Genomic DNA, 23403 nt, shown 5'->3' on the forward strand with positions numbered 1-23403 from the left:
ACCTAAGGATACCAGATTTTAGATCAACTATCAAGATAATTGTGACAGACTAGTAGTAGCGTTTGAGGAATAAGATAGGTTCTGAAATTAACCCTTTACAACACCGATAGGACGGAGGCGTGCGACGCGGCGGGAGAGTCCGGCTTTGTCAACAACGCGGACGACTTCGTCAACATCTTTGTAAGCCTCAGGGACCTCTTCTTGAAGGGTACGTCTACCTTCTGCGCGGACGTAGATGCCTTGTGCCTCCAAATCTTTCTGGATAGAACGTCCCTTCGTTAATGCGATTGCTTTCCGCCGTGAGAGCACTCTGCCAGCACCGTGACAAGTTGTGCCCCATGTCTCTGCCATCGCTCCCGGATTACCAACAAGTACGTAAGAGGCGGTCCCCATATCACCGGGAATCAGCACGGGTTGCCCGACTTTCTGGTATTTATCGGGGATCTCGGGGTGCCCCGCTGGAAACGCACGTGTCGCGCCTTTGCGATGGATAAATAACTCACGTTCCTTGCCATCAACGGTGTGTTTCTCGAATTTTCCGATGTTATGCGCCACGTCGTAGACGAGTTCCAAGCCGAGTTCATCTTCAGTCGTCTCAAAAAACTGCATGAAGGTCTGACGGACGAGGTGCATGATACACTGCCGATTGTTCCATGCATAGTTCGCACTACATGCCATCGCGGTGATGTAATCCTGTCCCTCCGGTGAGTTGATCGGCGCGGAGGCGAGTTGCCGGTCAGGAAGATTTATGCCGTATCTTTCGGCAACCTTGACCCAACTCTTGACGTGCTCATCACAGATTTGATAACCGAAACCGCGTGAGCCGGTATGAATCATGACACAGATGTTGCCTTCACTTAATCCCATCGCATCAGCGGCTTCTCTGTAAAAAATGCGGTCAACGGCTTGAACTTCAAGAAAATGATTGCCTGAACCGAGTGTCCCGAGTTGGTTCTTGCCGCGTTCTAAAGCGCGTTGGCTCGCTGCATCAGCGTTGGCGTGTTGGAGGAAACCTGTCGCCTCGGTGAAGTTAAGGTCGGTTGGGTGTCCGTATTCCCGATCAATTGCCCACTGCGCTCCCTTTTCCAGCATCCGTCGCTCTTCTTGAACAGTAAGCCGAATCGTACCACTGGAGCCGACACCGCATGGAACGTTCTCAAATAACTTGGCGACGAGTGCTTTCCGTTTTCCCTCCAGCTGCGAGACATCAAGATTGGTCCGGATGAGGCGGACACCGCAGTTGATGTCGTATCCGATGCCACCCGGAGAGACCACGCCATCTGCTTTCGGATCGGTCGCAGCGACCCCGCCGATAACGAAGCCGTAGCCCCAGTGTAAATCGGGCATTGCGAGCGAGTGCTTGACAATGCCGGGGAGATGCGCGACGTTTGCGACCTGTTGCAACGCTTCATCGCTCTTGGCGTGTTCGAGGAGTTTCTCGTTGGCGTAGACTATGCCATCTACACGCATGCCTTTCATGTAACTTTTCGGGATGCGCCAGCGGTATTCGTCGATTTTTTGGAGTGTTATGTTTTGCGCCATGATAAACCAAGCAGACACAAGGACTGCTTCACCTCAAAAGTTTCAAAGTGCCTGTAAATCTGGCAATTCTACCCATTTGCGGGTCTGCCACGATTCCATACCCTTTTCTGCCAATTGCACACCCTTTGCACCCGCGAGTAGCGTCCATGGGAACGGCTCATCGGCGACGACGTGTCGGAGGAACAATTCCCATTGCGCTCTGAATGCGTTCTCATACTCTTCCTGCTCAGGGACTTTGAGCCAACCGTCAAAGAATTTGATGGGTTGTTCGATGTCGGGATTCCAGACAGGACGCGGGGTGCCAGAGAGCGGTTGAATCCAGCAATCTCTCAAACCTACAACAGCGGATCCGTTCAAACCGTCTACGTGTATCGTCAGCAGATCGTCACGACGGACCCTGACTGCCCACGATGAGTTGAAGTGTGCAATAATACCGTTCTCCAATTCAAACGTTGCATAGGCAGCATCTTCAGCCGTACACTCGTAAGGTTCGCCCTCTTCGTCCCACCGTTTCGGTAGATGCGTGGCAGCGATACAAGAAACGCCTTTCACCGCGCCGAAAAGATTGTCAATGACGTATCGCCAATGGCTGAACATATCAAGGATAATACCACCGCCATCTTCAACACGGTAGTTCCAAGAGGGACGTTGTGTTGGGATCGCATCGCCTTGGAAGACCCAATAGCCAAACTCACCACGGACGGCGATAATCCTTCCGAAAAAGTCTGCATCTATCAAACGTTTCAGTTTCTGAATGCCGGGTAACCAGAGTTTGTCCTGAACAACACCGTTTTTGAGTCCTGCCTTCGCTGCTTGCTCATAGAGACGATACGCATCCGCAGTCGTGGTAGCGGTCGGTTTTTCACAATAGATGTGTTTGCCAGCGGATATTGCAGCTTCCACCGCGTCAACCCGATGGGACGTAACCTGTGCGTCGAAATAGACGCTATAAGCGTCGTCGGCGAGGGCAGCGTCGAGATCCGTGCTCCACTTCTCGACACCGGTGGTTTCGGAGAGTTTCTCTAATTTTGCTGGATTTCTGCCGACGAGAAATGGATCAGGTATGATGACTTCGCCGTCACCAATCGGGATGCCCCCCTCTTCTGCAATTGCTAAGATAGAGCGGATGAGGTGTTGGTTTGTTCCCATCCTGCCGGTGACACCGTTCATGATGATACCGACGCGATGTGTCTTTTGGGTATGATTGGTCATGTATAATCCTTTGGTTGTCAGCCGTCAGCCATCGGCCATCGGTTAAGAGGTTTCATGGAACAATTTACCATTCTTTGGAACGCTCCAAACATCCGAAAATGTTACAAATCGCTCTTAACTTTGACCAACAACTCGTCTACAGATACTTTTGCGAAGGCGCGAGTTGTTGGTCAAAACTGACAGCCGACGGCTGATAGCCATTCTCAAGGTTTATCAGTGCATTGGGGTGCTGCGCCTTCCGGGAGTGGTGGTGCCTCGACACCGGCTTTCGGGAGTGTGCCAGCGAGTTCCTGTTTCCAATGCGCCACATCGCCCGCGGGTCCATAGCAGTAGACCATTTTCATCGGTGTGTCGCTAGTGTTTGTTAACTGGTGGAAGACCCACGACGGAATAAAAACGGTCTGCCCCGTGGACAGCACTTGACGCTCCTCACCGAGGCACATTTCGCCTTCGCCTTCAACGATGAAGTAAATCTCTTCCTGTTCGTGGTTGTGCCACGGCACTTGTCCACCGTTTGGCTCTAAGACGACGAACCCCATACAGAATTCACCTATTTGGATCGGGGACGCGCCACCGACGAGATTTTTGGTGCGTCTACGGGCAGGATAGGTGCGCCCTTCAATTTCATTTAAATCTGCGATTAGCATTGTGTGTTTTCCTTTCCAATGCTGACGGCACAGGGACTGTGCCTGCTACTTTGCACTACTCAAAAAGTTCTGCCACTTGACAAGAAAATCCTTCAACGACATTTTCACCGGTGAGGGTGTCATCCCGCGTGAGCAGCGTGATGTCTGTTTCCGAACGATAGACCGTTACTGTCTTGGAAAGAGGCTTAAGAACCCATACCAATTGTGTTCCTGCCTCAAGATAGGTAAACGCTTTTTCCTCAACTCGGTGTGATGCATCCGTCGGAGAAACTACCTCAATAGCAAGGTCTGGTGGAATTGGGAAAACTTTACTCAGATCAGCAGGAATGTGGTCTGTTGAGAGGAAAGCAATATCTGGTACCAACACGCGCTCGCCAACGCTAAAGCCTGTCTCTGACACATAAATATCCCCTAATCGATTTTCGCGAACGTACAAGCCTAACGGCAAAATAAGGTTCACACTAATCCTACCATGTTCTCCTGATGTCGGCGGCATCGGCACTAATTCTCCTCTAACGTATTCATACCCTTCTAAATCGCTTTCAAGGAATTCTTCTAAGGTCATCTTGGCAATCTCAGGAGGGAGAAGTTCTTCCTGCAAGAATTGGTCGCCTGCTTGTGTATTCATTTTCTTTTCTCCTATAGCGAGCAGCGCAATAATTGAGGCACAAATTGCCATCCCAATTACAATCTTGTTCCGTCGGATTACACCTTCTTCCCGATTCGGTTTCATTTTGGTTTAATCCATTGCAGAGTCGCATGGTAGGCGCGCCCATAAAGCGCGCCTACCTTGCAATACTTTAAGCGTCAGCCTCAATGACTGCTTGTGCTGCAGCGAGACGAGCGATCGGTACACGGAACGGGGAACAGGATACGTAATCAAATTCTAATCCGTAGCAGAACTTCACAGAATTCGGTTCGCCACCATGCTCACCACAGATACCGACTTTCAGACCGGGACGTGTTGCTCGCCCTTTTTCAGCACCGATTCGTAAGAGACTACCGACCCCATCTTGATCGAGAACTTGGAACGGATCGTATTCAAGCACACCGTTTCTGACGTAGTCATCAAGGAATTTCGCTGCGTCGTCACGGCTCATCCCAAATGTTGTCTGGGTGAGGTCGTTGGTGCCGTAGGAGAAAAACTCGGCTTCAGCAGCGATTTTGTCAGCGGTAAGTGCTGCGCGTGGTAACTCAATCATTGTACCGACGAGATACTCAACCCGAGTCCCGCTCTCTGCAAAAACGGCTTCCGCTGTGTCAACAACGACTTTGCGTTGCAAAGATAATTCGTTGATATGCCCAACGAGCGGAATCATAATCTCTGGCAAAACTGTGATGCCGCGTTTCGAGACATCAACAGCGGCTTCAAAGATTGCACGCGCTTGCATCTCGGTTATCTCTGGATAGACGATACCGAGTCTACAGCCACGATGTCCAAGCATCGGGTTGAACTCGTGCAATTCCTCAACGCGCTCGCGAAGTTTTTGCGGTTCAATACCGATTCGCTCTGCGAGCTCAAGGATCTCAGCTTCACTTTTCGGCAAAAACTCATGGAGCGGTGGATCGAGGGTACGGATGGTAACTGGATAGCCTGCCATCGCCTCAAAGATACCGATGAAATCTGAACGCTGATGTGGTAACAATTTCACCAACGCTGCTTCTCGCTCCGCTGTATCATCAGCGAGAATCATCTCACGGATAGCATCAATTCCTGTGCCAAAGAACATGTGCTCGGTACGGCAAAGCCCGATCCCTTCTGCGCCAAATTGTCTGGCATTTTTTGCGTCTTCGGGTGTATCCGCATTCGTGCGAACCCCTAAGGATCGCACCTCATCTGCCCATTCCATGAGCGTTCCGAATTGTCCACTCAATTCGGGTTGGATCAGTGCTACCTGTCCATCAAGCACATCACCTGTAGATCCGTTAAGCGTGATATAATCGCCTTCAGTGTAGCGTTTCCCCTCTGCGTAAAATTCCAATGCTTCTTCATTGATAAACAGAGCAGAACATCCTGCGACACAGCATTTTCCCATGCCTCGTGCGACAACAGCGGCGTGGCTTGTCATCCCGCCACGTGCGGTGAGTATCCCCTCTGCGGCATCCATACCACCAATATCTTCCGGTGATGTTTCAGTACGAACGAGGATAACCTTCTCTCCTGCGGCTGCGTGTTCTTCAGCGTGAAGTGCAGTAAAGACCACCTTGCCAACAGCTGCGCCCGGAGAGGCTGGCAAACCTTGCGCGATAACTTCAACGTCAGCCGCCGGGTCAACGCTCGGATGCAGCAGTTGATCCAAGTCGTTAGCAGGAACGCGTGTCAAAGCGGTCGGCTTATCGATTAAACCTTCCTCAACCATTTCAACAGCGATACGAACGGCAGCTTGACCGGTGCGTTTTCCGTTACGGGTCTGGAGCATGTAGAGTTTGCTATCCTGAATAGTAAACTCCACGTCTTGCATGTCCGTGTAGTGTTTCTCAAGTCTCAATCCGATATCGACCAATTCATTATACGCCTCGGGCAAAATGTTTCTCAATTCGGCGACGGGAAGGGGCGTACGGATGCCAGCGACCACGTCTTCACCTTGCGCGTTAATGAGGAATTCGCCGTAAAATTGGTTCGCGCCAGTCGATGGGTTACGAGTGAAGGCGACTCCTGATCCGGAGGTTCCACCCATATTGCCGAACACCATGGCTTGGACATTGACAGCGGTACGTCCGAGTTCTTCGGAAATATCGTTAAGACGACGATAGGTAATAGCCCGCGGGTTGCCAGAGGATTCAAAAACGGCATCGCGTGCCATGTCTAACTGCTGACGGGGTTCATCAGGGAAATCATTTCCTGTGCGCTGTTTGACTGCCCTCTTGAATTCATGGACGAGTGCCGATAAATCGTCGGCTTCTAATTCGGTATCTAATGTAACACCTTTTGACTTTTTCTTTTCTTCAAGTAAATGCTCAAACTCGTCATGATCAACATTGAGGACCACATTTCCGAACATTTGAATGAAGCGACGGTATGAATCGTAAGCAAAACGTTCATTTTCGGATTTAGCGATAAGTCCCTTAATCGCGTCGTCATTCAAGCCGAGATTGAGAATCGTGTCCATCATACCTGGCATTGAGACTGCGGCACCAGAACGGACAGAAAGGAGCAGTGGGTTTTCGGTATCACCGAATTTTGCGCCGAGGGCGTTTTCTAATTTTTCTAGATTCTCGTCAATCTGTTCGTCAAGCCCTGCGGGATACTGTTTGTCATTTTCATAGTATAATTTGCAAACTTCAGTGGAGATAGTGAACCCCGGCGGCACGGGAACACCAAGGTTGCTCATCTCGGCGAGATTCGCCCCTTTTCCGCCAAGCAGCGTTCGCATTGTGGCATCACCGTCGCTTTCACCGGCTCCAAAGAAGTAAACATACTTCGGTTGTGGCATCAAAAGCCTCCTGTTATTGGTTGTCAGTACGATTTTCTACGAAAATCTTTCAGTTTTCAGTACTCAGTACTCGGTTTTCAGTTAAAAGATGCTATGGTTAATCAGATGTCTCTTTCTCTTTAACCATCAACTCGCCTCCGTTATAAATGTCAAGGCACGAGTTGATGGTTAAAACTGATAACCGACAACTGACAACTATTTAGATTGAATAAATTGTTCGACTTGCTTCGTCAAATTCGGGTTTAAATGGATCTGTCGATAGATAAAGGATCTGGTACGGCTCATAAAGTTGTATATAACTCCAATTGACCCCGCACAAAACCTTTCCTTCGTTGACTTTCTTTATAAATTTACCTCGGAACTTAGCGCGCGTGCGTTCAGGTGGGAATTGTTCAGCGTGCCGAATCTGCTCATCCTTGACAATCCGTTCAATCTCCGCCCGGCTCTCAAGGGTATAGTAGAGGCTTTCCTCCTGACGCACATTGTGGTACTTTAAATCGAGGTGCTTCACCTGTGGTGCATCCCACTCAAGCCCACGTTTCGTCAGATAAGTTTGCAGCCATTTCCACTTAATGACCCAGTCTAACTCCCGGTCCAATTGCATCGGATCGCTTTCCAAGCAGGTAAGGACGTACTCCCAGCGCGCCATAACTTGGTTTGTTGTTGAATCAGATTCCGCTTGTTCGAGGTACCGCTTGGCGCACTCTAAGTACTGCCACTGTAGTTCAACGGCGGAGAGTCGCTTTCCATTCTGGAGTTCAATCTGGTGTGTACATGTGGTATCATCAGAGATCGCTTGGATGGCTTTGACGGGATCGCGGAGTGCGAACCGTTGCTGAATGAAGTTGTCTTCAATCATACGGAGGATAATACCGGTTGTACCTACCTTCAAAAACGTCGAAAATTCGGACATATTGGAATCCCCGACGATAACATGTAAACGTCTGTACTTCTCACGGTCAGCATGCGGTTCATCGCGTGTGTTGATAATCCCACGTGCTGTCGTCGTGCCGATAGAAATTTCTTCTCGGATATGCTCAGCACGTTGCGAAATGGCATAATACCCGCGATGACTCGGCTTAATCTTTCCTGCGCCTGCAAAGACTTGGCGAGTGACAAAGAAAGGAATCAATTGCCCTGCCAACTGACGGAAGTCAACATGCCGCTCCATTAGGTAGTTCTCGTGGCAGCCATAAGTATTTCCGGGGGTATCCAAGTTATTTTTAAAAATAGAAATCTTTCCATAGAACCCATCATTGCGCATGCGCCGTTCCGCAGTACTGGCGAGACGCGTAATAATACGCTCGCCTGCTTTATCATGGGCAACCAGTTCGGCAACATCATCACATTCTGGGGTCGCGTATTCCGGATGGCACCCAATGTCTTGGTAAAATCTCGCACCGTTTTCAAGGAAAACATCAGGGTACATTCTCCCTGCAACAATTTCACGGAAGAGGTACATCACAACATTCTGAACAGTGAGTGTCTTTCGACGCGGGACATCTGGTGTCCAAATAATTCCAAATTCAGTTTCTAACCCATAAATTCTGCGCTTCATCGGCTACCCCTTCACAAACATTTCTTCTGTTGAAAGTTTGCCCCTAACTACCAAGTATAATTAAGAGATTAGGACAACAAGGTTGTAACTTCGTCAGTCGAAAGCCGTCTAAATTTTCGCCGCGCGGTGGTTTGTTCAAGACACGCCACTTCTATCGTTTCGGGTGTGATTTCATAATCATCTTCTGCATCCGCTTCAACGGTTTGAAAGGCTTCTGTTACCAGTTGAAGTGCCGCCGCGATCTCCAATTCATCTGAATAATTCCGTTCGAGAATTTCTGTTATTGTTGTGGCGCGCCCACCGATAACAGCGTATTTCTCCTCTTCTGAATAGATGCCATCAAACGCAATGTGATAAATTTGATTTCTCTGTAATCCCGCACTCGTTGAAGCATCAGTCGTCCCTATCTCACACACAAGGAGTTCAATCTCTAAAGGTTTCGCGTCCCACGCTTGCGCGACCGCTCCCATGTGCTGTGAATAGAGATTCGTCAACCACTTTGCCGTTACATCTTCTCGATAGTAGCGAAAGCCTTTAATCTCGGATTCACGAATGCCAGCGACGCGTAGTGCCTCATATTCCGCAACTCTGCCCGCCGCTGCGAGGGCAATCCTATCGTAAATTTCGGAAACCTTAAAGGTAGTTTTGCGCGGGTTCTCAGCGACCATCAGTAGTCCATCTCGATACTCTAAGACGACGACCTCTTTCGCCTGCGTGATGCCGCGACGGACGAAATCCTCTTTATCCTGACGAATTTGTTCCGGTGAAACATAATAGGGTGTGGACATATCTGTATTTTAGTTCTCGGTTATCAGTTCTCGGTCTTCAGAAAGAAAAACACGCGTCTATTGACAGCCAGTGCCTGAAAACTATGTTTTGGTCTCCCTGACAACCAAAGACTGAAAACCATTCCTCTATAGGCGCGATATAAGATCGCGATATAACGACTCAACAGTCGCCTGAGGAATCTCGGCGACTCCTTCTTCAGCAATCATGTAAAGCGTTGGAAAGATTTTTCGGATAAGATCAGGACCGCCCGTTGCGATATCCTCATCAGCGGCATCCCAGAGAGCTTCTGCCACAATCTCCAAGGCTTCCTGACGGGTGATCTCTGGCGTGTGTCGTTTTTTAAGGGTTGTGCGGGCATCCTTACCGCCGGAGCCGATCGCGTAATAGTCGTCTTCCTCATAACGCCCCCCAACAGCATCATATTTGAAAATTCTACCACGCTGTCGTTTTAAGTCATAACCGGCAAAGAGGGGCAAGACAATTAAGCCCTGCATGGCAAACCCAAGGTTGGAGCGCACCAAGTGTGAGAGGAAATTCGCTTGTCCTTCAAGGCTAAGGCTAACCCCTTCTGTCTTTTCGTAAAATTCGACTTCAACTTGAAAGAGTTTTGCCATTTCAATGCAGGGACCAGCAGCACCCGCGACAGCAATCGCCGAGTGCCGATCAACTGGATAAACCTTTTGGATTCGCCGCTCGCCGACTTGATAGCCTTCTGTTGCTTGTCGGTCACCCGCCATGATGACCCCGCCATCGTAGACAACCGCCAAAACGGTTGTGCCCTCGTAAGGACGGAGTGCGGACTCTGCTGTGCGGCCACTTGAGGTTGAATCCGGTGAATTGAGCGTCGCCAATAATTCGGGGTGACGACGCTTGAGGATTTGAAAGAAGTTGGAGGTGCCGTAATCATCAAGTTCAAGCACTCCTACTGCCCTCCGCGTTGAATATAATTTTCGACAAATTCTTGTGAATCCTCTTCCAAAATTTCATCGATTTCATCAAGGAGTGTGTCCAAATCCTCGACGAATTCCTCGTCCATTTCGCCGGTTTCAACATTAGGTTGAATCTCTTCGGTTTCCTCAATATCGCGCTTGATGTGTTCCTGTTGCTTTTCGGTCGACATTGTTCTCTCCTTTTATAGTTATCGGTTGTCAGTTATAAGTTGTCAGTCAGAGTGATGCTGTGGTAGGTACAACAAAAGCAACTGCCACAAGAAAGTAACTGGAAACTGACGACTAATAACTGATAACTATTCTGATGCGTTGCCTCGGATCTCCTTAACGAGTTCTTCTGCTGTACAGTTGTTCAGTAACTCACCTACGATCTTTTGTGTACCGAAGTGCGGGCGATCCATCATAATTTTGTCAAGTCCGCCCGATTTACCAATAAAAATCATTGAGTTCCAACTGGCACTATAAATGTGCTTTGGAAACTTTCGTAAACAGGTACCGCGAAAATATGCACGGGTGTCCACAGGTGGATAGTGCATCGCATGTACAATCTCTTTACGGTCAAGCAAGCGTTTGACGTGTCCGTTTTTCAACAATCTAATATAAAGTCCTTTGTCCGGACGTATATCATGGTACTGCAGATCAAGCATCTGCACATGCGAATCATCCCACTTGTATCCGTGTCGTTTCCGATATGCATCTATTAACTTCTTCTTGATAACCCAATCCAAGTGTTGACTCAACCGCATGGGGTCAATTTCCAAGTTCTCAAGGACGTATTGCCATTTTTCAAGGACATCCTCAACAACAGGTGTCCGTTCTTCGGGTGCGAGATGTTTTTGCGCGAGTTTGAGGTACGCCCGCTGCACTTCTATTGGTGTCCACTCCTGCCCATCTGCAAGTTCTATCTGTTCTCGGCATGAGAGATCTCGCGAGACATCTTTTATTGCAGCGACCGGATCCTTTAAACTGAATTTTTTGCCAATCACCCCTTTCTCAATTAACTGGAGCACAATAGAGGTAATACCCGCCTTGAGATAGATGCTTAACTCAGACATATTAGAGTCGCCAACGATGACATGCAAGCGTCGATAGAGTTTGTCATCAGCATGGGGTTCATCGCGCGTATTAATCAGTGGACGATTCACCATAGTGCTGAGTCCTACCTCTTTTTCAAAGAAATCGGCACGCTGGGAGATTTGATAATCCGCTTCGTCGCTCCCGTTCTCCGCCCCAACTTTCCCGCTCCCTGTGATAATAATACGTGTAACAAGGAAGGGTATCAACCCATCAACGATTGCATCAAACGGTACTTTGCGCGACATGAGGTAATTTTCATGAGAACCGTAGCTATGCCCCTTGTAATCGGTATTATTTTTATAGATGATAATTTCTTGGTTGTCAAGCAGAAGACGTTCAGCTGTGATCCTGCTGACTTCTAATATTAATTCACCCGCCTTTTCGTATAGGAGCAGATCGCGTGCGTTCGCACACTCCGGCGTACAATATTCAGGGTGCGCGTGATCTACGTAGTAACGCCCTCCGTTTATCAAGATATCGTTAACAGCACTGTTCGTATCTGCCTCAGTAATGGTCGGCTCCGTTTCCGCAAGAAATCCGCGAGCGTCTACTAACGGACTCTCTTGGTCATAATCCCACGTGACGGAAGAAGTCGCACTTGGCGCATCTTCCCGGGAAGTTTTATAGGCATTAACCACCAAGGTAGAAGCAGCAACCGGATCTTGCTCACGTGCATTTTTGACTGAGATGCCATACTCAGTCTCTGTTCCCATTATTATTGGTATTTCCATCTTTTTATTGGTTATCAGCTTGCCTCACAGTGAGAGTTGTCAGTTATCGGTAAAAGAGGGTACTGGTAACAATCCTCGCAAATCTGAAGTACTCCAAACTGGGGTGAATTGTTACAAAAGAACCCCTGGACTAACAACTGAAAGGTTTTTCGTAGAAAAACCGTACTGATGACTGATAACTATTAGAGAAATGTACCGCCCCGGGCCACTCGGACATTCTGTGTCTTCTCCTGTGCGGGTTCATTAATCAAAGCACGGATATTGACAATTTTTTCACCTTTCCTGCCTGATATTTTTGCCCAATCATCAGGATTTGTGGTGTTCGGGAGGTCCTCATTTTCGTGGTATTCTTCTCGGATAGCGGCTTTAAGATCGTCAAGACACATCCCCTTGTGGGTACCATCAGAAGTAATAAAACGTTTGATCGCCGCTTTCTTTGCACGTGAAACGATGTTTTCGATCATTGCCCCGCTGACAAAATCTTTGAAGAAGAGGGTTTCCCGTTCGCCGCGGGCGTAAGTGACTTCAATAAACCGATTTTCGTCAGTAGTTGCGTACATTTCGTTTACAGCCTCATCAATGAACTGCTTCGCGATAGCCTCAGTATCCCCATTAAACTGCTGAAAAGTGGTTTCAGCGAAGGGGAGATCCGGTGTCAGATATATAGAGAAAATATCCTTAGCACCCTCTAAGTTAGGGCGGTCAATTTTAATCTTGACATCGAGTCTGCCGGGTCTTAAAACAGCAGGATCAAGGAGGTCTTGCCGGTTACTGGCACCAATGACGATGACATCCCGGAGGTTCTCAACGCCATCAATCTCGGAGAGGAACTGCGGGACAAGCGTTGATTCCATATCCGATGAGATTCCCATGCCTCTGGAGCGGAAGAGGGAATCCATTTCATCGAAGAAAATGATAACGGGAAATCCTTCTCTCGATTTATCGCGCGCTTTCTGGAAGACTTCACGGATTTTACGCTCAGTTTCGCCAACGTATTTATTTAGAAGTTCTGGTCCCTTAATATTAATGAAATATCCGCGTACGTCATCTCTGCCGGTCTCTTTACGGACTCGCTCAGCGATACTGCTGGCGACTGCTCGGGCTATTAAGGTTTTACCACACCCCGGAGGACCGTAGAGGAGAACACCTTTGGGGGGTGAGAGGTTAAATTCCTTATATTCGTTCGGGTAAAGATATGGCAGTTCAACAGCATCGCGAATCGCCTCTATCTGTGTATCAAGTCCACCAATGTCAGCATAGCCGATATCCGGCACTTCTTCAAGTAACAGATCCTCGACCTCCCGTTTCGGGAGTTTTTCCATGAGCATACTGGTCGCGTGATTGAGAAGGACGTTATCTCCGGTCTTCAGCGTTTCGTCTTGGAGCGGTTCAGCTATCCTGACGACACGCTCTTCATCAGTACGGAGGCTTATAATAGCAAGTTCATCGGCAATGCGCTCTTTGATTTTGACAACATCTCCATGCCGCTCAGGTGCTTTAATATCAACGACGTTCATCCCGCTATTGACAATAACCTCTTGCCCAACCTCTATATTTTTCTCTTTGAGTGCTGGATCAAGATTGACGCGCCATTTCCTACCACTAACATCAATGTCGACAGTGCCATCTTCGTTTGAGGCGAGGAAGACTCCATAATTATTGGGCGGTGCACTGAGCTGGTCGACCTTTTCCTTGAGGATCTCCAGTTTCTCTTTCGCCTCTTGCAGGGTGCTGGTGAGTTTCTTGTTGCGCCGGTGTGCCGTCATCAACTCACGTTGCATTTCATAGAGCCGAATTTCAAGGTCCTTGACATATACAGCACCCTGTTGCTGCCGCATGCCTTCGAGTTCACCTTCCAGCATGTCAATGGTTCCTTGGAGCGTACGAATTTGCTGCTCATAGGAGACAGCGTCGTACGCCTCTTGCTCCTCAAAGGGATCCTTGGAATTTCCTCTTTTGATACCCATACGTGAAGTTCTCTCTTTCCAAAACGATTTTTCAGACCCACCCACAAGGGTAAAAGTCAGGTACGCGGATAATCGGACTCGGTTGGGTTTCATATCTAAACCCAACACCTTTATTTAGAGTATAACACGCTGAAAAAATTGTGTCAAGAAAAAGTCTACGCTTGACAAACTTTGCGTATCGCATGAACAAATGCTACAATCGCCGCTTGATTCTTCCCCAAGTGGTGGCGAGTTTGTCTGAGGCGGAAACTGCTTGCGGTTTTCCAGCCGTTTCTCCCTCACCGTTTCCCATTTCAATATCATCGATATAAGCGGTCAGAGCAGTGGGGTGGTCCCAACCGAAGAAGATCCAGCTTAGACTTGGATTCACGCCGCCTTTGCCTCCTTCGCCCCTAAAACCGAAATCATCAACGACTTGTTCGTCATCAACAAAAAAATCATAAGTTTTCTTCTTAAAATCAAGCACGATTCGGAAATGATGCCATTCATCCAATTTTCCCTGCATCACCTTTTGTCCTGCATTGCCATCGAGTGCATTGATAGCGCCATCCGGCGAGATATTAAACACGGCAGCCCGCCCCATTTGATGGCATCTCCACCGATATAAAACAGCATTGTGCCTGCGCCCTTTTCCCGCTGCGTGAATAATGAAACGTACTGAATTCCATCGTGAGTACCGTCGAAGCTTCTGGAGACCATTGTGTTTTCTGTAACCAGAATGCTTTTGCCTGTGTCTCCGCGCTTCACCTCGCTGCCAATTTGACAAGTTTTTTGGTTCATTGCCGTTTTCCATTCATCTTGCCCAGCGAGATCACCATCTTTGAAGTTGTCAAAATCCTCACTGTACCACACGTCACAAAACGCATTGAACCCCAAAAACAAGAGTACGCAACTGAATGCCAAACTTCGCTTTAACATCATAAGCCTCCTGAAAGTTTTGTTATTATACCATTTCTAAAAGTTTATATTGCATTAACCACACTTTAGTGCACAGACTAACAGTCTATGCTACAAGGACACAGACTAACAGTCTATGCTACAAAGGAAACCCAAACTAAAAGTTTATGCTACAATTTCAATCAGAAATGGTATTATTATCAATGTGAGTTCAACTTAAGCATTTATAGTAGACTTTACAATTAACGACACACCGTCGATTGGTTCTTACAAAGCGCGCCTGCCAGAAGATTTCTACATAGTTTTATGTGCATATATTCAGAGAATGCTGTATAGCAAGGCACAGGTACCCCGCTATACAAGCAATATCTCATAAATGGACGCAAAGCGGAAAACCGGCAAACATTTTCGCATTATTCCGCGACTTCAACTGTTTCGTGGACATCACCTTCGTCTTCAGGAATCGCACCGGCGATAGCGTCCGGAGCTACACTGAGTGCTTCCCGTATTTTCGCCTCAATTTCCGCTGCGGCATCTGTGTTCTCTTCGAGATATTTCTTGGCATTCGTTCTGCCTTGCCCGATTCGCTCACCGTTGTAGGCGAACCAAGAACCGCTCTTCTGGATGAAGTCATTGTCCACAGCAATATCTAAGAGATTTCCTTCTTTAGAGATGCCCAGTCCGAAGGTAACGTCATATTCTCCCTCCTTGAAAGGCGGAGCCACCTTATTTTTGACCACTTTGAAACGTACACTGCTCCCAAGAATCTCATTACCATCTTTAATCTGAGTGCCGCGGCGGAGTTCCAACCGAATGGAGGCATGGAACTTGAGCGCAAGTCCACCGGGCGTTGTATCCGGATTACCGAACATGATCCCAATTTTCTGCCGAATCTGATTTGTAAAAATAACACACGTTTTGGATTTATTCGTAACACCGGACAGTTTCCGCAACGCTTTGGACATCAAGCGAGGCAGCAAGCCAACGTGTGCATCACCCATTTCGCCCTCAATTTCGGCTTGAGGCGTCAAGGCGGCTACAGAGTCAACAACGACCAAGTCAATTGCCCCGCTGCGGATCAGCGTTTCGACGATCTCTAACGCTTGTTCACCGGCATCGGGTTGCGCAATCAACAGGTTTTCCATATTGACCCCGATATTTCGAGCATAGGAGGTGTCAAGTGCGTGTTCAACATCAACGAACACTGCAGTGCCTCCCAATTTCTGTGCTTCAGCAACAATATGGAGTGCTAATGTGGTTTTTCCAGTGCCTTCATGTCCGAAAATTTCAATGATCCTGCCGCGTGGGACACCCCCCACACCGAGCGCGAGGTCCAGCGAGAGAGAACCCGTTGGGATTGCTTCAACAGGGACAACGTCGTTGTCTGTGAAGCGCATGATAGCACCTTTGCCGAATTCACGCTCTACCTGTGAGATTGCCTGATCAATAGCGTTCTGTTTCTGTTCATCTAACATATTCTAATGTTTCTCCTTTATTTTACTGCTAAAAGCGGGGTTTCGAGCATTATATTACGCGGAAAAATAACATAAACGCAAGGGCGTATAGACCGCTCCGCTCGGATGAAGTTGACTCTGCATGAGTGTGATTTCATTCACGCTCAGCGCTGCGTCATCAATCGTGTTATATTTACGTAGAATGTTCTTTAAAGGTTCAAGATTTATCGCGGTCCTGAGCCGTGCAAGTGTAAGATGCGGATGGAACCGATTGTCCGTCGGAAAACCGAGATGCGCTAATTCAAGGTTCACGGTTTTTGCGAGCTGTGAGACAATTGATGCGCCGTCTTTTACACCCACCCAAATGACACGCGGACGAGCAAGATTCGGGAACGCGCCAATACCACCGAACTCGATAGAAAATGGCGAATGCGTATCCGCCACACGCTGAATCACTTCACTTACTACATCAATTTTTTCAGGGCGAACATCACCGAGAAATTTCAAGGTGAGATGAAAATTTCCGGGCTTTGTCCATGAGGCTCCCTTGCGAATGTGCGAATGGAGGTCTGTCTGCACCGGCTTCAGTAATTCTTGTATCGATGCTGGTATCTCAACTGCTACAAAACAGCGAACGACCGTGTCTTTGGTTATGTCCATCACGCACCTGCTTCTGGATCGTAACGCGTCGCATGAACCAAAGCGAACAAAGATTTGCGATTGTTAACGAGGAATTCGACACCAGATCCGACTGTGAGTACCAACGGAACATACATCATAAAATAGATGGGACCGCGGCTCTGCACAATCAACGTCGCGTTCAGATAATCTTGGAATGCCAGCAAAACTAAGGCGATTATGACGACAATTAGTTGCGAAGTCATCTTGTATTTTCCCCACTGACTTGCAGAGACGACTTGTCCATACTTTGCGATGAAAACAACCCGCAAAAGTGTAACAAGGACTTCACGACCAATGATGACGAGAACCATCCATAGCGGAATAAGTCCGCCATCAACACGCTTAAAAAGTGCCAAACAGAATAAAGAGGCACCGATTAACAACTTATCGGCAAGTGGGTCCATGAATTTCCCGAATCCAGTCACACCTTGCCTTCGGGCGATTTTGCCATCCAAATTATCCGTCAATGCAGCGACAGCAAAAATAGTGAGCGCGGACCGCATCATATTTGCCTGAAAGCAGAATATGAACGGGGGGATCAGAAAAAGCCGTAAAAGTGTTAGGAGGTTTGCCAACCGGAAAAGGGTACCAAAACCCATAATATGTTCTCGAAACATTAGGAACCATCTCACCCGTGGAGATAGTGCCTAATTTTCTGAGAGATCGATGACCTCGGCATCTTCAGGCACCACAAACTTGAAAAGGTCCGGTGCAAGTTTTTTATTTCGCTTAATCTCTAAGAACTTAACAATTACACTTTGACGAGTTCCGTCTTCAAACTCGGTCTTGTAACCAACTTGCACAGGGAGCCACTCGTCGGATTTTACCCAGATTTGAAGTGTCTCCTTCGCATTTGTGCTTACCATGCTGGCTTTGGGAGTCAACTCGATTTGATGTACACCTTTCGGATTCGCAAATTCGTCTGGGATAAGTGTCATATTATAGTTCTTTTGAACATCTTCAAGCGAGGCACCAATTCCCGGTAGCAATTCCCTGCGTTCCGGGTTGTTCCACTTCATTTTATTGACTTGGTTGAGTAGGGGTGTATATGTCCAGCCATACTCGCCATCCAAAATAGTGAGTTGGACGACTTTTGATGCATCCTTCCGATCAACATACTCCTTACGGAGCAGATTCGGTTTCCCAAATATAAACCGTCCACGAGCGACACTTCTCGTGTTAGCAAATAGTGTCGTCTCCTCAAAGTTCGCGCTGAAATTTTCAGACTTCTCATACGCTATCTTGAAATTCTGAAAGATTTCATCAACAGTTTGTGAAGACGCGTTGCCCACACATATCACTGAAAAGAGTATCACTGCTAACAGCAAATTTTGGAATTTCGCAGACCTACCCACCATAGTACTCCAATCGGTTTGTCGGATCATCAGCATCTCCTGTTTTGCCAAATTGGGTTTTGGAAAACTGATTTTTCACCTAATATTATACCTGTTTTATTTTTCGATGTCAATGCTTTTTTAGCAATTAGCAATCGGCTGTCGGCTGTCAGCCGTCAGAGGAATAGCCATCAGTTATCAGTTGTCAGCTGCCAGTAGATGCTGGTTCATGAAGACTCAGAATTGTCTGAATCAGGATTCACAGGATTTTAGGATTTGCAGGATTATAGATACAGATACTGTCAGATTGATACATAGAAACTTTTGATCACTAACCGCTGATGGCTGACGGCTGATCGCTAATTCGCCAACCGGGTCCAATCTGTAAGGATAACTTCAATATCGTTAGATTCGTCCAAAGCATACGCAACAAGACGCTCTAAAATTTCAGCAACAAGCGGTTCTCTGAATATCGCCTGAAACCAGTTTCCGAAAGTTTTAACATTATCTGGCGATTCACTACATACTGAGAAAACAACCCTGCAGAAATCGAGTCCTTCGTCTACCGATTTTTCGGTAATCTCAACGCCTTGTGGAAATCCCTCAAAGAGTTGCAGGAAATCCGCGATTAAGAGCGGGAACTCCTGATTGAGGTAAGATATCTCTGGTAGGATATCAAAATGGATTGCGTACTTATGGGTATACAGGGAACTTTGAGATTCTTTGCTTTGGGTTTGCATAGGCGGTTTACACGGAGCCCTTCAGTTGTCAGGGGTGTGGATCACGGATTGCTCTGATTATTCTGCTAAGGTGAGGTTTAAAACCTCGCCTGCAGTGAGTGATAAGGCGTTAACTTCCGCCGTTTTGTTGCTTTACTGACGGATCAGCATTTTTCGTGTTGATGTGAACTCGCTTGCGGTGAGGGTGTAGAAATAGATACCGCTGGCGACGGGTTCACCGAGGACGTTTTTACCATCCCAATAGGCGGCACGGGTTCGCGTTTGATAGATGCCTGCCGGTTGATGTCCGAGTGCTAACGTGCGAACCAATTCTCCCTTTATTGTATAGATACGTAGTGTAACTTCGGTAGGTTCGGCGAGTTGATACGGTATCCAAGTTTCCGGGTTGAACGGGTTTGGATAGTTTGCTAACAGTGCTGTTTCTTTTGGCATCAACGCTGTCAGCAGTTGCTCCAAGTTCGCGATTGCGCGTTGGAAGGCAAGGGATCCGTCATTCTGCGTCCGTAAGAGATCCAGCATCTGCTGAAGTGTTTCCGGTGTCAGACGTTCCGGCAACGCAACAAGGGCAGGTGCCGCAGCTCCCGCTGTCTCACCGAGGTGTGTCGCAACGAGGATGAGGTCTTCGATATTGACTATCCCGTCCCCATTGACATCAAGGCGCGGGTTCTCAGGCGAATTGGTACCGAGTGCCGTCGCTACCAAGACCAGATCGGTGGTATCTATTTTACCATCTTCGTTGACATCCCATGCGGGTATCGTCATGGCGGTCTCGGTTTTTAGGCGGATGCGGAATTCGGGTGAAGTCATGTGGATTGATTGGCCGTTGCTATCTCCGGCTTTGAGGCTTCGGAGTCGGACTGGGGTGCCCATCGCTTTTTTGAGCGTGAAGTTGATTGCGAGAAGTGTTCCGTCTCCATCTACGCCGCCGCTGGTGAGTCGTGCGGCACTTATCCCTGTGATTCTGCCGGTTGTGTTATCGATGGTGCCACTGCGGAAGTAGGTCTGTCCATCTCCCTGTTTGAGGAAGTTGCCTTCGGCGATGCTGTTTGCTTTTAGGATGGCTGGATCAAAGAGGATATCTGTCTGCCATCCTGCTAAGTCTTTCATACTTGCGGCATTGAGATGGATGACGAATTCGGTATCGGTTTGGAATTCTGTTGTGTCTGTGGTGAGAGAAAAGCGGGGTCCAGGTGGAAGGACAGTGTATTCGGCATCTGACGTGAACCCGAAAAATCCGCTCCAGCGGCCGGCTGAATTGTAAACGGCAACCAATAGGATGTTTACTCCTGTTTTTAGGGTGACAGGGGCCTGATCTTGATAATCGGAACTATAACGATCCACAAAGTTGTAGTGGACTAATTCGCCGTTGAGCCAGACTTTCACGGCATCGCTGCTGCCGATAAGCATTTTTGTTTGTTGTTCTCTGGGTGATTCCAAGGCGAGGAATCCGTAAGCGACGTGGTTCGCATGATCTATCAGCAACAAGTTGGTGTCGCGTCCCATGATTTCGAGATTACTATGATACGTGGGGGACACTTCTCCGATTGTCCAGACCCTGCTCCCGACTGGATTTCCTTCGGTTGTGCCATCCGTAGCGACCTTAAGTTCAGTTACTTCACCGTCACTGGCACGTGCGAGGAAATCCACGCCGGATCGTGCAGCCCTCGCGCCGCCAATATTGCCAGTAGAGACGATCATCCAAAGCCAGGATTTCGTTATTTTCGGCGCGCTGATGTCTATAAAATTTCCTGGATTCCCTTGCGCGTTTAACGTTATTATTTCGGGTAAACTCTCAAGGGGCGAGAAATCGGATATAGCGTTGTCCGTTAGGTTCAGTTTCTGTAGGTTTGTTAATCCTGAGAGCGGAGAGATGTCGGTAATTAGATTGTTATCTAACCTTAGCTCAATCAACTTTTTTAGATTTGAGAGGGGCGATATATCTGATATCAAGTTTCTTTCCAGATTAAGTTGTGTGAGCTGCGTCAGTTCTGCGAGTCTGGAGATGTCCGAGATTTTTGTACCAGTGATTTCTAAACGTCTGAGTGTTTTTATTCCTGTTAGCAAAGGCAGTGTTGATATGGTAGGATCATTACCGAATTCTATCCATTGGAGCCTCGGTAAGTTTGCTAAGGGTGAGAAATCGGTGACGCGTGTATTCAATGCAGCTATGCCTTCGAGACTAATCAGTCCGGCGAGGGGTGACACATCGGTCACTGGGTTTCCTGAGATACCGATGCCGTTCAACCTTTTGAGATTTTGGAGGGGGGAGAGGTCGGTTATCTGATTCTCTTCGAGCCCCATCCATTCTACGTTGAAGAGTTTAGCAAGTGGTGCTACGTCGGTTATTTGATTGCCACCGAGTTTGATGTCATTCAATCGGATGAGGTTTGTGAGGGGAGTTAGGTCGCTGATGGCGTTGTGCCGGAATTCTATGCGTTCGAGGTTGGTGGCGTATTCCAGGCCTGTTAGGTCTCGGATGCCGTTTTCATCTGCCTCAATCCGGTTTAATCTTTCCATATCTTCTGGGGTAATCGCGGCCCCATTTTCTTTTCCGAGCAGGCGTTCAATCACACTTCTCAAATTCGGGTCGGGTATACGGACGATTCCGCTCGGTGTGGGTTGAATTGGACGGACAGTGCTGGGTGTAGTCGTAACTGGGGTGTCCGGTGAATTTAGAGCTGTGATGATCTCCGAGAATCGTTGTGTCCACGCGTCCCGTTTCACATTCCCGCCGCTTGTCAGTCCTGTGAGACCGAGGTTTTGGAGGCTTGACTTCACACGGATTTGTGACAGGAAGTCCTCGGTTTGTAAGCCGACAGAGGCTGCAGCGTCGGGTGCCTCTAAAGCGTCTTGGAAGGCTTCATAGAAACGGTGAACAGGTTCAATGCCACCGAACACGCCACCGGTTTTCTCTAATGCGGTTTTATAGCGCGCGGTATCTTCGGCGAGCAGCGTGTCCATCTTGTCTTGTGTTACATACAGCAGCAGTGCATAGTCTTTATCGTAGAGTGGGTTCGCTGTCTGCTCAATAGCTGATCGGACTTGGTCGGTAAATGTTTTCATGCCTTTGGTGTGGCAACCGATACATGACAATCCGTTGCGAACGGCTGGGTCCTTTGCGGCAGGGTCGGAGACGATCTCGGTGGGTGCGACATCTATTCGGGTCCCTGATTTATCTGCGATATAGTATGCTTGTAAACCGTTTGGGAGATTGAAGATAACTTCGCCGCCGTCTCGTTCAAAAGAGAGTGGATGTGTGAAGATATTCTGTGCGTCTGTGCTGCCGGCGAAGTCGTGGCTTTTCCAATAGGCACCGTAGCGTGCGGTGTGTCGTTCTACGACGCGGTTGTGATTAGAGACACCTGAGTCATTTGTACCTGCGCGCCAGACGCGTCGTCCTGGGTCTCTCTGGAGATTTCGGTAGGCATCCACACCTAACTCCTGTTCAAGTTCGCGTTCTGTTTCGGGGAGTCGAAGGATGTTGTGATAGAGCGGTGGTAGCGAGGCGGTGGCGAGGAACCAATCCACATGTACGAACGGCACATCACAATCCATTGTCTGTTGGAGATTAGCGAGTTTCGCCCGGAGCCCGGCTTGTGTCTCTTCATCAAAGGCAATGGCGTAGGGGTAGACACCTTCGATCTGTGTCCACGCGTCTCGGAGGTCCCAGTCGTAGTTGCGTAGGTCGATGTAGAAGATGGTCTCGGTGTCATCGATCGGGTGTGGGTTGTGTATGTCAAACCCCCAGGAGAGGCTATTGACGAGTTTCGCGAGTGCGATTTTATAGGCGTTGCGCGCTTCGGGACTTTTACCAGCGTTATAGAGATGCGTCATCGTGAAGTAGCGCGCGAAGGGTTGGTCGAAGGGGTTGAGTGTCTGGATGTGTTGTTGCATTGCGGTGAACATGGCATCTGTGGGGATGAATGTCACGTCGTATTGTGTTTCCCAGCTGGGTGCGCCTGCTGCGATCCAGTCGCTAATAACCCGAAGGGATGCGTCATCGAGTGGGTCTCGTCCGAGTGGCATGCGTTTTGTATTATCGGCTGTGACGAGGCGTGCATATAGGTTAGAGTTGAGCGGTTGCCCTGGAATGACGGCTCCGGTGTCTACTAATCCTGAAGCGGAGTCAATAACGAGGTTCTCCGTGAAGGTACCGTGGGGGCCATGGCAATCGAGGCATTTGGTTTGCAAGATGAGATATGCCTGTTGTGCGAGCTCCTGTTGTGCGGATGCTGTGTGTATAAATCCGAGTGCGATAATTGTTAAGAAAATGCGGTAGAAGTATTTGCTCTGGTTCATAGTTATTTGCTCCTTAAATGCTTCATGGCAAAATGTCATTTTCTCCATAAACATAGGTCGTCTTTATCGATTAACCCAACCTACAGAACTA

At 48.2% G+C, this 23403-nt stretch carries 19 protein-coding genes; all 19 read right to left on the bottom strand.

What is annotated here, in order from left to right; all coding sequences use genetic code 11:
- Nucleotides 1-87 precede the first annotated feature (87 nt).
- Nucleotides 88-1542 (bottom strand): RtcB family protein, encoded by a 1455-nt coding sequence (locus OXH39_16915; GenBank protein ID MCY3552146.1) that lies wholly within the window; start codon nt 1540-1542, stop codon nt 88-90.
- Between the two features lie 42 nt (nt 1543-1584).
- Nucleotides 1585-2754, bottom strand: coding sequence for a Gfo/Idh/MocA family oxidoreductase (locus OXH39_16920; GenBank protein MCY3552147.1), 1170 nt, complete (start codon nt 2752-2754; stop codon nt 1585-1587).
- A gap of 203 nt (nt 2755-2957) precedes the next feature.
- Entirely contained in the window at nt 2958-3401 is a 444-nt protein-coding gene (locus tag OXH39_16925) for a cupin domain-containing protein (protein MCY3552148.1), read from the bottom strand.
- A gap of 55 nt (nt 3402-3456) precedes the next feature.
- Nucleotides 3457-4134 carry a Uma2 family endonuclease gene (locus OXH39_16930; GenBank protein MCY3552149.1) on the bottom strand — a complete coding sequence of 226 codons (678 nt, stop codon included), beginning with the start codon at nt 4132-4134 and terminating at the stop codon, nt 3457-3459.
- Nucleotides 4135-4201: 67 nt separating this feature from the next.
- Nucleotides 4202-6835 (bottom strand): pyruvate, phosphate dikinase, encoded by a 2634-nt coding sequence (gene ppdK, locus OXH39_16935; GenBank protein ID MCY3552150.1) that lies wholly within the window; start codon nt 6833-6835, stop codon nt 4202-4204.
- A gap of 199 nt (nt 6836-7034) precedes the next feature.
- Nucleotides 7035-8393: a proteasome accessory factor PafA2 family protein gene (locus OXH39_16940; GenBank protein ID MCY3552151.1), complete on the bottom strand. Its 1359-nt coding sequence runs from the start codon at nt 8391-8393 to the stop codon at nt 7035-7037.
- Nucleotides 8394-8461: 68 nt separating this feature from the next.
- Nucleotides 8462-9181: a proteasome subunit alpha gene (gene prcA / locus OXH39_16945; GenBank protein MCY3552152.1), complete on the bottom strand. Its 720-nt coding sequence runs from the start codon at nt 9179-9181 to the stop codon at nt 8462-8464.
- 126 nt (nt 9182-9307) lie between these two features.
- On the bottom strand, nt 9308-10102 hold the full coding sequence (gene prcB / locus OXH39_16950) for a proteasome subunit beta (GenBank protein MCY3552153.1): 795 nt from the start codon (nt 10100-10102) through the stop codon (nt 9308-9310).
- 2 nt (nt 10103-10104) lie between these two features.
- Nucleotides 10105-10302 carry a ubiquitin-like protein Pup gene (locus tag OXH39_16955; GenBank protein MCY3552154.1) on the bottom strand — a complete coding sequence of 66 codons (198 nt, stop codon included), beginning with the start codon at nt 10300-10302 and terminating at the stop codon, nt 10105-10107.
- Nucleotides 10303-10428: 126 nt separating this feature from the next.
- Nucleotides 10429-11922: a depupylase/deamidase Dop gene (gene dop / locus OXH39_16960; protein MCY3552155.1), complete on the bottom strand. Its 1494-nt coding sequence runs from the start codon at nt 11920-11922 to the stop codon at nt 10429-10431.
- A 200-nt stretch (nt 11923-12122) separates the two neighbouring features.
- Nucleotides 12123-13721, bottom strand: a complete 1599-nt coding sequence (gene arc, locus OXH39_16965) for a proteasome ATPase (GenBank protein MCY3552156.1) — start codon at nt 13719-13721, stop codon at nt 12123-12125.
- A gap of 379 nt (nt 13722-14100) precedes the next feature.
- A complete protein-coding gene (locus OXH39_16970) occupies nt 14101-14412 on the bottom strand; it encodes a hypothetical protein (protein ID MCY3552157.1) in 312 nt (103 codons plus the stop codon).
- Nucleotides 14412-14825 carry a hypothetical protein gene (locus OXH39_16975; GenBank protein MCY3552158.1) on the bottom strand — a complete coding sequence of 138 codons (414 nt, stop codon included), beginning with the start codon at nt 14823-14825 and terminating at the stop codon, nt 14412-14414. The genes OXH39_16970 and OXH39_16975 overlap by 1 nt, the downstream gene beginning before the upstream one ends.
- Nucleotides 14826-15217: 392 nt before the next feature.
- Entirely contained in the window at nt 15218-16279 is a 1062-nt protein-coding gene (gene recA, locus OXH39_16980; protein ID MCY3552159.1) for a recombinase RecA, read from the bottom strand.
- Between the two features lie 54 nt (nt 16280-16333).
- On the bottom strand, nt 16334-16918 hold the full coding sequence (thpR, locus tag OXH39_16985; GenBank protein ID MCY3552160.1) for an RNA 2',3'-cyclic phosphodiesterase: 585 nt from the start codon (nt 16916-16918) through the stop codon (nt 16334-16336).
- Nucleotides 16918-17556 carry a CDP-alcohol phosphatidyltransferase family protein gene (locus tag OXH39_16990; protein ID MCY3552161.1) on the bottom strand — a complete coding sequence of 213 codons (639 nt, stop codon included), beginning with the start codon at nt 17554-17556 and terminating at the stop codon, nt 16918-16920. The genes thpR and OXH39_16990 overlap by 1 nt, the downstream gene beginning before the upstream one ends.
- A gap of 30 nt (nt 17557-17586) precedes the next feature.
- Nucleotides 17587-18324: an outer membrane lipoprotein carrier protein LolA gene (locus OXH39_16995; GenBank protein ID MCY3552162.1), complete on the bottom strand. Its 738-nt coding sequence runs from the start codon at nt 18322-18324 to the stop codon at nt 17587-17589.
- 308 nt (nt 18325-18632) lie between these two features.
- Nucleotides 18633-19013, bottom strand: coding sequence for a hypothetical protein (locus OXH39_17000; GenBank protein ID MCY3552163.1), 381 nt, complete (start codon nt 19011-19013; stop codon nt 18633-18635).
- A gap of 132 nt (nt 19014-19145) precedes the next feature.
- Entirely contained in the window at nt 19146-23312 is a 4167-nt protein-coding gene (locus OXH39_17005; protein ID MCY3552164.1) for a leucine-rich repeat domain-containing protein, read from the bottom strand.
- Nucleotides 23313-23403: the final 91 nt, after the last annotated feature.

Source organism: Candidatus Poribacteria bacterium (assembly GCA_026702755.1).
GTDB lineage: Bacteria > Poribacteria > WGA-4E > WGA-4E > WGA-3G > WGA-3G.

Bases quoted from the DNA above. Each gene is read 5' to 3' on its own strand.
- OXH39_16995 (MCY3552162.1), bottom strand. From the start codon at position 18,324: ATGATCCGACAAACCGATTGGAGTACTATGGTGGGTAGGTCTGCGAAA.
- OXH39_16920 (MCY3552147.1), bottom strand. From the start codon at position 2,754: ATGACCAATCATACCCAAAAGACACATCGCGTCGGTATCATCATGAAC.
- OXH39_16990 (MCY3552161.1), bottom strand. From the start codon at position 17,556: ATGTTTCGAGAACATATTATGGGTTTTGGTACCCTTTTCCGGTTGGCA.
- arc (MCY3552156.1), bottom strand. From the start codon at position 13,721: ATGCAACGTGAGTTGATGACGGCACACCGGCGCAACAAGAAACTCACC.
- OXH39_16915 (MCY3552146.1), bottom strand. From the start codon at position 1,542: ATGGCGCAAAACATAACACTCCAAAAAATCGACGAATACCGCTGGCGC.
- OXH39_16970 (MCY3552157.1), bottom strand. From the start codon at position 14,412: ATGCAGGGAAAATTGGATGAATGGCATCATTTCCGAATCGTGCTTGAT.
- recA (MCY3552159.1), bottom strand. From the start codon at position 16,279: ATGTTAGATGAACAGAAACAGAACGCTATTGATCAGGCAATCTCACAG.
- OXH39_16925 (MCY3552148.1), bottom strand. From the start codon at position 3,401: ATGCTAATCGCAGATTTAAATGAAATTGAAGGGCGCACCTATCCTGCC.
- ppdK (MCY3552150.1), bottom strand. From the start codon at position 6,835: ATGCCACAACCGAAGTATGTTTACTTCTTTGGAGCCGGTGAAAGCGAC.
- OXH39_17000 (MCY3552163.1), bottom strand. From the start codon at position 19,013: ATGCAAACCCAAAGCAAAGAATCTCAAAGTTCCCTGTATACCCATAAG.
- OXH39_16975 (MCY3552158.1), bottom strand. From the start codon at position 14,825: ATGTTAAAGCGAAGTTTGGCATTCAGTTGCGTACTCTTGTTTTTGGGG.
- OXH39_16955 (MCY3552154.1), bottom strand. From the start codon at position 10,302: ATGTCGACCGAAAAGCAACAGGAACACATCAAGCGCGATATTGAGGAA.
- thpR (MCY3552160.1), bottom strand. From the start codon at position 16,918: ATGGACATAACCAAAGACACGGTCGTTCGCTGTTTTGTAGCAGTTGAG.
- OXH39_16940 (MCY3552151.1), bottom strand. From the start codon at position 8,393: ATGAAGCGCAGAATTTATGGGTTAGAAACTGAATTTGGAATTATTTGG.
- dop (MCY3552155.1), bottom strand. From the start codon at position 11,922: ATGGGAACAGAGACTGAGTATGGCATCTCAGTCAAAAATGCACGTGAG.
- OXH39_16930 (MCY3552149.1), bottom strand. From the start codon at position 4,134: ATGAAACCGAATCGGGAAGAAGGTGTAATCCGACGGAACAAGATTGTA.
- OXH39_17005 (MCY3552164.1), bottom strand. From the start codon at position 23,312: ATGAACCAGAGCAAATACTTCTACCGCATTTTCTTAACAATTATCGCA.
- prcA (MCY3552152.1), bottom strand. From the start codon at position 9,181: ATGTCCACACCCTATTATGTTTCACCGGAACAAATTCGTCAGGATAAA.